The organism is Arenicella chitinivorans, assembly GCF_014651515.1.
Classification (GTDB): Bacteria; Pseudomonadota; Gammaproteobacteria; order Arenicellales; family Arenicellaceae; genus Arenicella; species Arenicella chitinivorans.
This window is the reverse complement of the sequence record NZ_BMXA01000006.1, coordinates 176,831-191,381: the sequence shown is the minus strand read 5'-3', so window position 1 is coordinate 191,381 and position 14,551 is coordinate 176,831. Positions and strand designations below refer to the sequence as shown.

Genomic DNA, 14,551 nt, shown 5'->3' with positions numbered 1-14,551 from the left:
GCGATGGCTGATGGCCGCCATTGCCGCACTCACCATCATTCAGCCTGGTCAGGCCGCCCCCAATCTGCAGTCTGCACGCGATCTAGGTGCCGTCACGGTGTTCAGTGACCATCAAAATCCTCGGTTATTCTATTACGTTGTGGCGAACAAAGCCCTGCGGGAACGGGATCAAATTCCGGAGTTTAGCTACCACGTCAATCGCTACATTGGTAAGCAGCAGACTGGCGATGCACAGACATTCTGGGTTCGCGGCGTAATGAAGTTTGCAACCATTTCGGATTTTGGTGCTTTGTCCTACGCCGCAGTGAAGACGCAACTCGAGTCAGAATTGGGCCACAGTATCGAGCTGCTGGCTGCGCCTATCAGATCATCACATACCGAGCTTGTCTACGCACTTGTGGATGCAGAAAGTGGCACTGGTAGAGTACGAATCAATGTTGGGCAAGGTGCCACGTTGGCTGACGATGATGAACTCGAAGCCCAGAATACCCGACTTGGATCCCGCGTGCAGCGGTTTGTTGTTGGACTCGCTGACCACGATGCCAATCTGCTCTGGGAAAACCTCATGCGCGAAAACCTGAGTTTGAGCCTCGCCTATGGTTGGTTAATACCCGGTGTGAAGCAAACCATGGATGACACGTGGTCGTCATCGACCTATCAGATCAGCAACAGCCTACCAATTGCTGTTTCGCCTGCTGAACATCCGACGTTATTTCGCAAGACTGAGTTGTGGCAACGACTTAGCTTCGTGCATAGCACCTTGAAACTGATGTGTTACGACTTTGTCAACCTAGAGGACAGCCGCTTGTATGCCGTCACGGTGGATATCCGCTTTACTACCGCCAGCGGCAGGCCGTACACAGAGACACTGCGCTTTCGTCGCTATGACGAGGCGTATGAGCGGGATGTGTCTTTTGCACTTGCCAACGACCTCAAGCAAGGCTTTGAGTATCGCGTCAGTCGCTTGAGTGATGATGGGGTACGGCAGATCAGTCACTGGCAGCACGCAAATGTTGCCTGGTTGGATGTTTCACTACCCATTGCAGAGTTAGAATTTTACCAAAACACGGAGCGTGATGATGAGTAGCAAGATTTTTAGGCGGATATGTTTGGCGTTACTGATGGTGTTGATGACACCTTCGGCGTCGGCGGTGGTTATGTATGACGAGGGCCGAGAAATCGTCGATGGTATCGTGCTGTTGCGCGACAAAGAGTTCTCCAACGATTACTATTATTTACCAGATGCGCCAAGTGTGGTGATCGACAAACTGAGCGGTAAACCCAAGATATCGTTGGTAAAATTTGTTGATCCGAAGGGGGATACTAGCGGCGGGTTGATTCATTTTTTATTCAGCCTAGATCTGCCGCCGGAGCGTGTTGAAGCGATTACCGCTGAACTACAACAGAAAGTGCCAGGTGCTAAGGTCAAAGGACCGGTGCCATTGCGAGCGGAGGGCGACGAAGAGACCGGTGGTGCTTCTTTTAGTGTGATTTCATCTACCGTGACGCAAAATACCGGTGGCGATTCGTTCACTAGCTCCCTGGTATCTAGCGGAATCGCGCCTGTGACCCCAGGCTCTCAAGCGGCGGTTGCTGCACGCCTAAATCAACACGGTGCAACTCTGCTCTGGGAATCGCTGCGGCAACCAATCTCAGACATTTCGGTGGCGATTAATGCGTCGTATGAAGCGGCATTGCCCGCTTACCGTGGCAAGGTCTTCGCCGAGATCGAGACGGTGTACGAACACATGTTCAAAATCTTCAATAGCCAGCAAGGTTATTCGAAATCCGAAGTCCGTAAGCAAGTCGATGAAATGGTCCGCGAAGGTGTGATTGAAGTGGATATCACGGATCGCGCCGGGTTGGATGTCGACGCCAGTCAGTTGTCCGGCATCATGAATTTGGTGACCGATAAACTGGTAAATATGTTGTTTGATACCAGCCAAGGGCTATCGGCTTTGCCAGAACAGCAGAAAGTTCCAGCCAATGTGGTGGAAGGGCGTCAGAAGCGTGGCTTCCTTGGTCGGTTATTCGCGGGATCGGGTAATCAAAAGTACATCACCGACAATCAATACACCATGCGTGAAAAGCGCGACGTTAAACGCGGCACGTTCTCCATGGTCTTTACCCAAAACACCACAATACGCGTGCCGTTCAATTCTGCCGGCAATATCAGTGGACTGTATGATGCCTACGCCAACGATGAGACTTTGTTCCGAGTGGTCGCGCTCAACGACGCTGCGTTTCAGAAACGTGCGGTGTTTTTCGAGATTGATCCAGCTTATTACCAGGCGTTTCAAGACAATATCAACTCGGTCTCGGTGACCTTTACCAAGGCCTACCCTGGCAAGCGCAATCAAGCCGATTTCACGGATGAGGTGTTGTTCAACCAGAATGATGTTAAACAAGGCACATTCTCTAAGTCGCTGGTGTACCCGCGACTGGGTCTAAAAGGCGCTGACTGGACCGAATACGAGTTTCGTACCCTGTGGAGTTTTCGTGGTGGTGCAACAATAGGTATTCCAGCTGAGTTAACCAAAACCCAATCCAGTTCAGCGCCAAGTATTTCTTTGTCGCCACCGGCCGGACTGACACGCATCGAGGTCGATGGGGATGCCGCAAGCATGGTGGATGCCCAAATCCGTCGTGCCATGGTCGAATTCGAATACCGTTTATTGGGCGAGAGTAAGTCCAAATCTGTTGCTCTATTACCGCAGAGCGAAGAAATTTTAAAAAATGTCTCGCTGCTACACGATGACACGGCACCCATTCGTTATCGCGTGCGCTGGTACGGACTCGGCGGCGTCAGCGAACAGGCATGGCAAGTGCTTGAGGCTCCATATCTGTTCTTGTTGCCGCCTACGGACGAAACCGGTTGACCGGACACAACAGAGGCAAGGAGCCAATATGGAACATCAAACTTTAATCAAAGGAAGCTTCGTGTGCTTCGTCTGCGCATGGATTCTCGGTCTGAGCACGCAGGTCATCGCGCAGAATATTGAGTTAGACCACCCTGTACGCTGCGGCAGCCTGCAATGCTTTCCCCTGGTGGATAAACCGCATGAATACCTCTACCTACCCAGCAGGCCGCGTATCGCGATGGGCGAAAACGGCAAGCATGAGTTTTCGTTCACGCGATACGTGTTGCCGACGGCAGTGGATTCTGCAGGTGGTGGATTGCTGGATGCCGAGGGCGGCGGGATTGTGCATTTCCTGGTTGATTACACTGTCACTCCAAAAGAGTTAGCCGCTGCATTAGCAGGGCTAAGAGAGTTTGACCGCGATGCGAACATTCGCGGACCGGTGGTGTTCGATGAAGGCAGCTTTGCACTAGTCAGTAGCTTTGCCGCTGATGACGATAAGCCGAACGAGTTGACTCGACATGTGGTTGGTGTTGGGCGTGCACCCTTGATCGAAGGGTTAAAAGCAGCCGTGTCGATCCACCTGACAAAAACTGGTGCACAAATCTTATGGCGGTCGTTTCAGATGCAAACCCCGGATGTGTCACTTGTCTTCGAAATGACGTTCTCTGGTCTACGTGATCCGGCGGACGCCATAATCACGGCGGACTGGAAGAAGCTTTCAGATCAAGCCGATGTCACGCTTGGCGCTAAAGTCGGATATATGGGGATTGGCGCTGGTTTTGATTACGGAAATTTTTGGCAAGCGGCAAACGATAGCGGCGCCATTAATATCGAGTACCGTGGTGATCCGGCACAGTTGCAGTCGATCATTGATCGCGCTTACGCGCGACTGCATGAAATGATGTTCGAGCCAATCAAAATCATTCAGCCCGAACCCGGCAAAGACGACGACCTACTCGACACCATGTCCGCCGTCACTCAAGCTGCCGCCGCTAGCGGTGGCAGTTACGCCGCGCCTTGGGAAGTAAAACTAAATGGCGGCTATCGGCGACGAAAGTTGTCACAGACTGGTACGTACACGTTTAACTTCAAGCAACGCGGCGAAGGCAAAATTACCACGGCGATGGCGGGCAACGTTGGCAATCTGTTTGCCTTGTATGGCAATGATCCGAGCATCTTTAACACCGTCCATGTCGGTGGCCCAGAGTTTCGGATTCGTGAGATTTCAGTTGCATTGGATGCGCGTGATGAACAGGAGTTCGCCAAGTACATCAACCACGTGACGCTCAAAGTTCGTAAGACGCACGGTTCTGGCGAACAATCAACCGATGAAGTGGTAATTAAGCGCAGTAACTTTGAAGCGGGTCGGCCGATGAAGGTCAATTACGGCTGGGATCACGAGGCGGATGTCGAGTCTTGGCTGAACTACCAATACAAAGCCGATTGGTCTTTCGTCGGTGGCGCAAAACACAGTCAGGATTGGGTGACCTCCGACAGCGCCGCATTGGCGTTATCGCCGCCGTATCAATATCGCGAAATTGAGTTTATTAGCAGCCCAGACTTGCTCCAAGCGGCTGATGTGCGTCTAGTGTCAGTTCGCGTCACCCATGACTTTTTTGGACGCACCGTGAGTGAAACCATTAACTTGATTCCGGCGCGTGATCAGTTCAGTGAACGCCGAGTCTTCGCAATACCGCCAGGGGAGGGCGTAATCGAATACGTCATCACCTGGACGCTCAACGACAAGCGTCGAATCAGTAGCGGTAGAGTGCGCACTGATGAAACCATCATATTCTGTGACGAGCTGCCGAGCTCGGCCTAGAAAACGTAAGGGATTAACCCAAGGAGATTGTCATTATGAAAACGCCAACTTATCCAACAAGTACGCGAGCGGGTCAAGCACGCCGGTTTAGTATTTTTTTCGCATTATTGTGCGGGGCATTGTTCGTCGCGTTTGCAAGCGCCATGCAAACGGCGTCTGCCGCGGTGCAGATGGGAGGCTATATGGATTTCGTCCTAAAAAGTGGCCGCACAATTCGCGTCTACCCAGAAGCGGTCGATAGCGGCCCGATACGTCCAGGCAATATATTGCCCAGAAAGCAGAAGGTCGCTACCAAGCCAGCCACGGGTGATCCTTGTTTGCGTTTGGAAGCAGAATACAACCAACGGATAGCACCCAAACAGCAAGCCAAAGCACGCTCAAACCAAACTATAAAACCAGCATGGGCAAAGAAGACTCCTAAGGTGAAACAAATTGCGTTTCGTCCTTACTGGGCGCGTATCGGCAAGCCTAAAGGATGGTATTACTTGCCTGCCGAACCTCGCGTGGCAATGAAGTCGGCCACATTGCCCGAAGCGACCTTTGTAAAGTTCATTACTGATGAAGCCGAAGGTAAGAATTCGGCTGAAGGTGGTATTTTTCATGTGATGGTGACGTATGGGCTAACCCCTGACGAAGAAAAGGAACTGGAAGCTGCACTCAAAGACGCTGTGTCTGGCGCCGTCCTGAAAGGTATGGTTGATCTTGAACCGTCTAAACAAACCGACAATTTCATTGTGACGTCAGGTACATTGTCCGATGAAGGTTTTGCGCCCAGTGGCGTACTTACCTCAGGGCGTGCGCCCAGCTTTCCCGGCGCGAAAGCTGCCGTGGCTGGCCGTTTATCAAGCCTCGGCGCGCAACTGATGGAAACCACGTTTGAGAATCCAACGTCTGATTTGTCGGTTACCTTTGCGTACGATTACATCGTCAAAACGCCAGCGTACAAAGGTGAAGTACGTATTGATCTGGATAAAATCAACGAAGCCGCAGAATGCAGTTTACGTACCAAAGACAGTCAGAAGCAAACCAACTGGAAGGTCAAAGGTTGGCTAACCCCAATTGGGATCTTTGGCAGCATTAAGAAGCAAACCAAAACCGTGCGCGTTAGTAAAAAACAACTCGAAGAGGCTTACGACACGCTGGTGACGCTCGGGGCGGTGCAAATTAAGATCGATCAGAACTTGCCGGATGCTGATGTCTCTGCAATTGAAAGCAGCTTGATGAACATGGCGATGGAAAGCTTCACCAATATGCAGAAGACGTTTATGACCAATGATGAGTTGCGAGCTGCACAAGAAGCGCAACAGGAGAAGAAAGAGGTCAAGGACCCCAGTGTAGATAAATACGAAGTGTTCACAATGAAGCGCAAACAGTCGCGACAGACGGGCGTAATCACGTTAAAGATCGAGAAGGGCGTGGCCTTGTATAAGACGCATTCGATGACTGGCAACATTGGTGGTTTGCTACGCCAGCATAAGGATCAAGTGTTTGACGAAGTGTTATTGAACGACCCGTTCTTTAAACGTGGAAAGATTACGGTAGATCTGGATACCGAGGCACTCGAATTATTTGAGTCGAATATGGTGAACAACGCGGCGGTTAAAATCGTCGTGCCATTCCAAGGGACACCCTTCACAGACGACGACGTGTTTACTCGCACGGACGTGTCCGAAGGTGGAATTCTTAAAGAATTCAGTTTTGCCACGCAAGGCCAGAATGTGATGGATCGGAGCTGCGTATTCAAATACATCGAATCATGGAGCTTGAAAGGTGGTGGTAAATGGCCGACAAATCCACGCGAGAAGTGCGCCAGTGAAATGGCCGTTACCTTAGTGCCGCCAATCACCTTGCGTCGCATCGACGTGGAAGCCGACCTGGACGAGATGGAGCGCGCTGGTGTGCGTGGGGCCGATGTGGTGCTGCGACATAAACGCTACGGCGAAGAACGCACCGAAACCGCGCGCTTTCGAGTCGCGAAAGGCGAACCCTATATCGAGCACACCTTGTATGTGGATAAAAACGATCCGTCTGTCGAATACAAAGTGGTGTTGACGCACCGTGACAAAGGCAAATTTTCGACCCGCTGGCAAACGCTAGAAGACGACTTCGTGTTCGCGAGTCTCTCGGGGTTACCGCGCGACACGTTGCAAGAATTACGCGAGAAAGTGCCTCAAATCAAAGAGTTGTTGGAGGAGGTTACTGCGCTGGTCGACCTAGATTCCGACGAGTAAGGCAGGAGAACACCATGAGACGAATACTCTATTTATGGATGATGGCGATGAGTTTAATGCTTGGTACCCAGTCGGCGCAGGCGCAGGAGATTTTGCTGGACCAAATGCAGTCGGCAGCAGGCCTCAAGCTGTTCCCGCTATACGGTGACACGAAGTCGTATGTGTACATGCCCGATAAAATTGCGATCCCGGAAGGCGCTGACGGTAAAAAACAGTTCAGTTTTCTGAAGTTTGTGAATGACGATGCTGGTAGTGGCGACGGCGGAATCCAAAATGTCGACGGCGGCGGGTTGGTGACCTTTCTGGTGAATTTTGAGGTGCCAGATCAAACCGTGCAGCGCGCGCAATCGGAGTTACAGCAGAAGGTGCCAGGTGCGAAGGTAATCGGTCCGTTGAGTTATCGGTCGGGTACCTTTGCGTTGGTTTCGGAATTCCAACAGGAGGACGGCGATTGGGCGAAGCGCGTTTTGGGACTTGGTAAAGCGCCAGTGATGGAAGGGCACAAAGCTGCGGTTTCCATCCGCTTGACCAAGACGGGTGCGACCATACTCTGGGAGTCCTTTAAGCAGTCGGCTAGCAATATCAATGTGAGTTTCGAAATGATTATTGCCGGTTATCGGAACCCGTATGAAGCCAGGATGACCGCTTGGTGGGAACGTATCGCGAAAAACAAAGCACTGAATGTTGGTTTGCGGACGGATTATCTGGGCGTTGATATTCAAAACATTATGAAAGAGCTGAAGGACACTGGCGCCATAGAACTGGAGGTCAAAGGCGAGGATGCCAAGCTGGATCGACTGTGGGAAATGGCGTATGGCAAGCTGGCAGCACAGATGTTTGAACAGGACAACGACCCAACTACGCTGGCGACGTTACAAGACGATCCCAATGCGTTCAGTAATTTTGACCGTGCGGATCAGTTTAATGCTGATGTTCGTGATCGTATAGCGGCGGAGAATAAGGCCGAGTTGCAGCGCGTAGCCGAGGACCGAAAGCGACTCGAGCGGCACGGTGAAACCTGGCCGTTTCTGGCTGAGATCGCAAAAGAAGACTACAACACAGACGGCAAGTCTGACGAGGATGCAAAGCCGCAAGAAGGCAATCCAGACCAATCTGGCCCCAGCGGTGCCGTCCCAGCGCCAAGTAAAGCGAACCTTAAAACGCCACCGAGTTTTGCGCTATTGGCTAGTTATCGAAAAAAGCAATTCAAGAAATCCGGTAAGTTCGAGTTGAACTTTAAAAAATGGACCACCGACACGCAGTCGATGCGATTCGATGAAAATATCGGTGGCTTTGGTAAGCGGATGTTTAATGACCCCAGTCATTTTCGTGTGATCAATCTGAATGATCCGGCGTATAAGATCCGCGAAATACTGGTGCAACTGGATGGCCAGGACTCGGCAGATTTTGACAAGTTTGTGAACTTTGTAACGGTGCAGATCCGCAAAACCCATCAAGACGGGTTTAAGCACGTGGAGGAGCTCAAGATTAATCAGCAGAACTTTAATCAAGCGGCAAATAATTTCACTATGAAGTACGGCTACCACGGCGATCAGGATCGTGCGCGTTGGCTCGATTATGAGTACCGAATCAATTGGAACTTATATGGCGGTGCAAGCTGGAGTTCAGATTGGCAGTCGACGAACGATTTCATCATTCCTGTGGTGCCACCGCATCAATACCGCGAAGTGGTGGTCGAGGCTGACCCCGCCGTATTTAGTGATGCTGGTGTGCGCTTAGCGACTGTGGAATTCAAGTCTGATCTGTTTGGGAAACAAGATACGCAATCTGTGTCGTTGAAAACCACGGGTGACGGAACGTTATCTAAGACGATTCGATACGCGCACGAGCCGAATGACTATGGTTATTTGTACGATATTTCCTGGCTGAAGCGCGGTAATGTGCAATTAAAACGGACTGATATTCAAGGAAATGCGGAGTTTATCTTTGCGGATGAACTTCCGGAGGAAGAGTAATGGATCGGCAAATTAATGGATTTTTAATTATTTTATGGCGTGTGCTCCTTCGGACCATCGTTGCTTGGGGAATCGTCATCAGTTTCGCTCACTCGGAAACGCATGATCAAAGAATCAAGAAGTGTGAAGCGATTCCCGTTGCGGTACCCGCATTCTCTTGCAAGGGCGATGGCTCGATTGTTCCCAAAACTATCGATGCACAAGGTCATTGCTCAAAGCCGGAGGATTTATACAGTCGTTGTGTGTATCAGAGCACGCTGGGCCAGTTAGCAAAAGGCAACACGGACGGAGTAGAAATACTTTATTCCTGTCGCAAGAAGCCGGATGGCAAAAATACCTATAAAAACGACAAGACCGACAGCTACTACGATATTGCGGTAATCCAACATGATCCCAAAACAGGCAATACGTGTTTTTATCAGCACCTCGGTGATACGTCGGGTAAATCGATACCGGCGCCCAACAAAGATACCGGCGGCAAATTTTGGAATGAGAAACCGGATTTTTGCACGTCGTGTCACTCTAACGGACCTTTCGTGCGCAGTCCGCATTATGCCGATGTCAAAGACGGTGCGAATAAGGTGATCTTGCCGGACGTATATCGCCGTAAACCAGGTAAACACAGCTACAAGGTGCTGCATGATCATTTTAAGGTCTACGATGTTGACCGCAAGGGTAACGACTGTACCTTGTGTCACTCTATCGGTGCCTATGAGTCGTTAGGGATAACCCCGAAAAAGCGTATAGGGATGGTAAATTATCTGGCCGCCGGCAGTCTCATGAGTTTGCGCGAATCCAGAACTTCCGGTTGTTACAGCCCGCTGAAGTCAGGCAAGTGCCCGAGCCCAACCAAATCGGGATATCATGATTTTATGGTGGGAATGATGGGCATCGATGCTGCAGGTGCGAAAGCGGCCGTGAAGGAATTGGAAGAGTGTGTAAACAAGAAACCAATGCCAAGGGACTGTACCTTAACGAAGTTATCTCCCTGACCCTGTAGCGACGCGATTCGAGAATGTTGCTCATTAAAGGCTCAACCCTGGTTGAGTCTTTTTTTTTGTCTGAGCCACAAAAAAATGCAACCTTTTGTATCCGCCGAGCATCTAATTCAGCAAGGACCGGTTGAAAAAGGTCTCGGGTCGCACGACAGCTTGTGCGAAACAAATAACATGGCCGCCAGTTGGATGAGTGCATGCTCGTAGCGTCGATGCTTTGATGTATGTGCACGGATTCAATCTAGAGTCGCCAGGTAACACTAAAGGTCAGCACCGTGAAAATCACGCGTTTTTTTATTGATAACCCGGCAATCATGGCAGCGATGATCTGCCTCTTGATGTTGTTGGGTTTCGTGTCCGTCCAAAAGTTGCCGATTCAGCTGCTGCCATCGATTGAGCGCCCAGTATTAGCGGTCCAAGTTTCCTGGCGCGCAGCCAGCCCGCGTGAAATCGAGAGTGAGGTGGTCGAACCGATTGAGCGAGAACTGCGGGGCATTACCGGCATGACCGAACTACGCTCGTTCTCGAATACAGCCAATGCTTGGGTGAATATGGAGTTTGAGCTCGGGACCGATATGGATCAGGTGTTCACAGAGGTTTCCAGTCGTCTTCAACGAGTGCGAGGGTTACCCGCCGACGCGGACCGACCGCAGATTTTTCGTAACGGTGGCGGTGGTTCTGGCGACACGCTGATTTATCTGTTCGTGCAGCATTCGCCTGAATCCATTGTCGATAGCGAGGATCTGCGTGAGTTTGTGCAAAAAAACATCGCGCCGGATTTCGAGAATATCGAAGGCGTCGGCAGTGTTGACGTTAACCAAAATACCGGTGAGCGTATTGTTAGCGTGGAGTTCGATCCGTTTTTAACTGCTCAGTTGGGTATTTCCATTGAGTCGATCGCGGCGGTATTAAACCGCTCCAGTGATGTCAGTGGCGGTAAAATCGAAGTCGGACGACGAGACTTCACGCTGCGATTTGAGGGGCGGTATGCAGCCGATAAACTGTCTGAGACTATTATCACATGGCGTAATGGTGCCCCCGTTCGTTTGGGCGACATCGCACAGGTCCGCGTGGGTCCGGATGAAGCTCAAGGTGTTATTTACCAGAATGGTCATCCAGCGCTGGGTATGCAATTGGTGCGCCAACCGGGTGGCAATACACTGGCGGCGATAGACGCGGTTCTGAAGCGGATGGACGCGCTGAATGAAACATTGCCTAGTCAATATGGCATTACCCTAGAGAAGAGTTTTGATCCGTCGGTGTTTATCAAGCGGGCAATTGCTCTACTCACTGAAAACATGGGAATCGGTATTCTCCTCGCCGTCGGTTCACTGTGGCTGTTTGTGCGCCGGCTGCGTGCCACCTTATTGATCGCGGCGGCGATACCAATCAGTTTGTTGTCCACCTTTGTGGTTCTGAATATTTTTGGTCGTAGCATTAATGTGATCTCGCTGGCAGGGCTGGCGTTTGCCACTGGCATGGTGTTGGACGCGGCGATTGTGATCTTGGAAAATTACGTGCGACAGGTGGATAAGGGCGTTGCGGCTGCCCAAGCGGCGATGAACTCTGTCCGTAGTGTTGGTGGCGCACTGTTAGCATCGACACTCACCACGATTGTGATCTTTGTACCTATCGTATTCTTCGAGGATGTTGAAGGTCAGTTGTTCGCTGACCTAGCTCTCACCATCGCGATTGCGGTGGCATTTAGCTTTCTCGTGGCGTTATTTATATTGCCAGCGGCAGCGGCGCACTTCTTACGCCCAGGCAACCCAACAGCTTCAGCTGAGGATCACAGCCGGTGGACGGGGTTTGTCAATGGGCTCATGCGTCTGACCAATAGTGCGCGAAAACGCTGGTGCTGGATTGGTAGTTTGACGGTATTGCCGATTCTGCTCGGCTGGCTCTTGTGGCCACAATTAAATTACCTGCCACCGGTAAAGCGAGATGCGGTTGATGCGTTTATCTCGTTTCCTTCCGGTGCCAGTGCGGACGTCGTAAAAAGAGAATTTGCCGAGATCGTGGTCGAGCGACTCGCGCCCTATATGAGCGGAGAGAAAGAGCCGCGCTTGAAAAACTACTACCTGTTTAGTGGGCCATGGGGCGGCAATATTGGGATTCGTGTTGAGGATCAGTCCCGCGTCGATGAAATGGTGAAAATTGCTAACCAGGAGATACTCTCCGGGTTTCCAGACACGCAAGCCTTCGCACAACAAGGGTCGTTGTTTGGGCGTTTCGGTGGTGGTGCCAACATCAGTATTAATCTGCAGTCGGTGGATTTTCCTGCCTTGAATGACTCGGCAGTGGAAGTCTCTGACTTGATCCAACAAAATTTGCCCGGCAGCCGAGTTCGCATGAACCCAGACCCGCTGATTGTGACGCCGGAGCTGAGATTGATCCCTGATGATCGACGATTAGCCGAAGTTGGTATGACTCGGGAAGCACTCGCGCGAACGTTGCGAGCCTTCGGTGATGGCTTGTGGCTTGGTGAGTTTTTTCATCAGGATTCTCGCTTGGATATTTTACTGCGGACCCAAGACTGGACTGTTCCAGAACAACTTGAAACGATGCCAATCGTGACGCCATCCGGTGCGGTTATTCCGTTTGGCGATTTAGCACGCATCGAACCAGGTGTCGGGCCGAATCAGATTTTCCGTCTCGATGCACGCCGTACTATCGCGTTGAATATCTCTGCACCACCAGATCTTGCTCTGGGTGAAACAATGGAGATTCTGTCAGCCTTAGAACCGCAGATCCGTGCGATCACACCGCAGGATGCGACCATTGAGTTTGGCGGTGATGCAGATGCATTAACCCGGGCAATCTCAAATCTTAAAGGTAATTTTGGCTTAGCAGTGGTGTTGTTGTTTTTGGTGATGGCCGCTTTGTTTAAGTCACCCAAAGATGCGTTGTTGGTGATGATTTCGCTGCCGATGGCTGCTGTTGGTGGTGTGATCGCAGTGCGTCTGATGAATTTGATTACCCCAACACCATTAGACCTGCTGGGTATGATCGGGTTTATTATCTTGCTCGGTCTGGTGGTTAATAACGCGATTTTACTGGTCGCCGAAACGCGTCGTGCGCAGCAGGATGGGCTCGACATTGAAGCGGCAGTCAGGCAAGCCTTGCTCACTCGGATGCGTCCGATTTTGATGTCAACCTTAACGTCTCTAATGGGCATGTTGCCACTGGTCGTTGCACCGGGTGCCGGGAGTGTTATTTACAAAGGGTTGGCGACCGTGATTGTCGGCGGCATGGCTGTGTCGACGCTGTTTACACTCATACTTTTACCCTGTCTGCTCCGCCTGGAGCCGATCCCTGAAATTAATATCGCACAGCGTTTGCGAGGTAGAAAATGGATCAAAGCTCAATCGTAGAAACCGTCATCGATGATGCTGAAATAAACAAGTCAGCATCGTCTAAGTGGCACCGCTGGACGATGCTACTCCCGGCTTGTTTTCTTGTGCTCGCCGTGATAACTGTGTCGACCTATCACTTTAAAAGTGTGTCTGCCGATGATGGCGAGCAAAGTGCGGGTCAACGATCCGGCCCACCGCCTGCGACGGTGGCCCTAGCAACGGCCACTAAAATACAAATGGCGCCACATACGGTGTTGCCCGGCACGGTGGTGAGTGTGCGCGATGCGGTGATCGCGGCAGAAACCTCTGGTAAGATTTTAAACATTGCGCAAGTCGGCGAGCTGGTCGAGGCTGGTGCAAGTATTGCTCAGATCGATGCGACCGACGCTGAACAATTGGTTGCTCAGCGTGAAGCCGAATTAGCGCGGCTTGAGAGTTTGCTTACGTATCACACGGATTACTATAAGCGTGTGGAAGCCGCCAATAACAAGCTTGGCGTATCTGAAATAGGTATTGCCGAACTCAAGTCGAACCGTGATACGGCTAAAGCCGATGTTGCGCGCGCGGAGGCTGCATTGCGCACGGCTGAAAAAGCCTTGGAGCGTACGTCAATAACGGCGCCATTCCCCGGCAGCGTGGTCACGCAATCAATTCAACAAGGCGAATACGCTCAGGTAGGCAGCTCCGTGGCTCGATTGGTAGATACCGTCAATCTTGAAGTCAGCGCGCAGGTGCCAGCGGCGCTGGTTCAGCCACTTGCGCCGGGCACCATGTTGGAAGTCACAGGCATGGGTAAGACATTCCTAGCACCTTTGCGCACGATTGTGCCGGTTGGTGATGAGGTTAGTCGAACCATGGAGCTGCGCGTGGTACTTACCGACAGTGGCTTGTTGGTTGGGTCACCGGTGAGAGTGTCCTTGCCGAGCGCGCAAGCCAAGGAAGTCGTTGCAATTCCGCGGGATGCCGTCATTTTACGCACTAGTGCCCAGTATGTTTACGTGGTCGAGGAGGGCGTCGCCAGCCGTCGCGACGTGGAGTTGGGTTATGCTCAAGGTGACATGGTTGAGGTGGTCGGCAATGTTAGTCTCGGTGATCAGGTCGTGATCCGCGGTGGTGAGCGATTGCGCGACGGTCAAGCCGTGGTGCCGGATGATTTGATGTCAGTCAGCGGTGATCTTGCGGCAACTGTCGAGCGCTAGCTGGGCGAAAAAAACGGATTTTCACCATTGAGCTTTGCAGAATATTCATAAAAAGGGTTTACACTTAGGGCTTAAATCGCACGTGCGAAAGGACGACCCCGCCTAACA

At 51.5% G+C, this 14,551-nt stretch carries 8 protein-coding genes; all 8 read left to right on the top strand.

Annotated elements, in window-relative coordinates; all coding sequences use genetic code 11:
* Positions 1 to 10 precede the first annotated feature (10 nt).
* A complete protein-coding gene (locus IE055_RS14905; protein WP_189402472.1) occupies positions 11 to 1,087 on the top strand; it encodes a hypothetical protein in 1,077 nt (358 codons plus the stop codon).
* Positions 1,080 to 2,879, top strand: coding sequence for a hypothetical protein (locus IE055_RS14900; RefSeq protein ID WP_189402471.1), 1,800 nt, complete (start codon positions 1,080 to 1,082; stop codon positions 2,877 to 2,879). Before IE055_RS14905 ends, IE055_RS14900 begins: the two co-directional genes overlap by 8 nt.
* Positions 2,880 to 2,907: 28 nt before the next feature.
* Positions 2,908 to 4,686 (top strand): hypothetical protein, encoded by a 1,779-nt coding sequence (locus IE055_RS14895; RefSeq protein WP_189402470.1) that lies wholly within the window; start codon positions 2,908 to 2,910, stop codon positions 4,684 to 4,686.
* A gap of 35 nt (positions 4,687 to 4,721) precedes the next feature.
* A complete protein-coding gene (locus tag IE055_RS14890) occupies positions 4,722 to 6,917 on the top strand; it encodes a hypothetical protein (RefSeq protein ID WP_189402469.1) in 2,196 nt (731 codons plus the stop codon).
* Positions 6,918 to 6,931: 14 nt separating this feature from the next.
* A complete protein-coding gene (locus IE055_RS14885) occupies positions 6,932 to 8,893 on the top strand; it encodes a hypothetical protein (RefSeq protein WP_189402468.1) in 1,962 nt (653 codons plus the stop codon).
* Entirely contained in the window at positions 8,893 to 9,885 is a 993-nt protein-coding gene (locus IE055_RS14880) for a hypothetical protein (protein ID WP_189402467.1), read from the top strand. The genes IE055_RS14885 and IE055_RS14880 overlap by 1 nt, the downstream gene beginning before the upstream one ends.
* 278 nt (positions 9,886 to 10,163) lie before the next feature.
* Positions 10,164 to 13,262: an efflux RND transporter permease subunit gene (locus tag IE055_RS14875; RefSeq protein WP_189402466.1), complete on the top strand. Its 3,099-nt coding sequence runs from the start codon at positions 10,164 to 10,166 to the stop codon at positions 13,260 to 13,262.
* Positions 13,241 to 14,443 carry an efflux RND transporter periplasmic adaptor subunit gene (locus tag IE055_RS14870; RefSeq protein ID WP_189402465.1) on the top strand — a complete coding sequence of 401 codons (1,203 nt, stop codon included), beginning with the start codon at positions 13,241 to 13,243 and terminating at the stop codon, positions 14,441 to 14,443. Before IE055_RS14875 ends, IE055_RS14870 begins: the two co-directional genes overlap by 22 nt.
* Positions 14,444 to 14,551 lie beyond the last annotated feature (108 nt).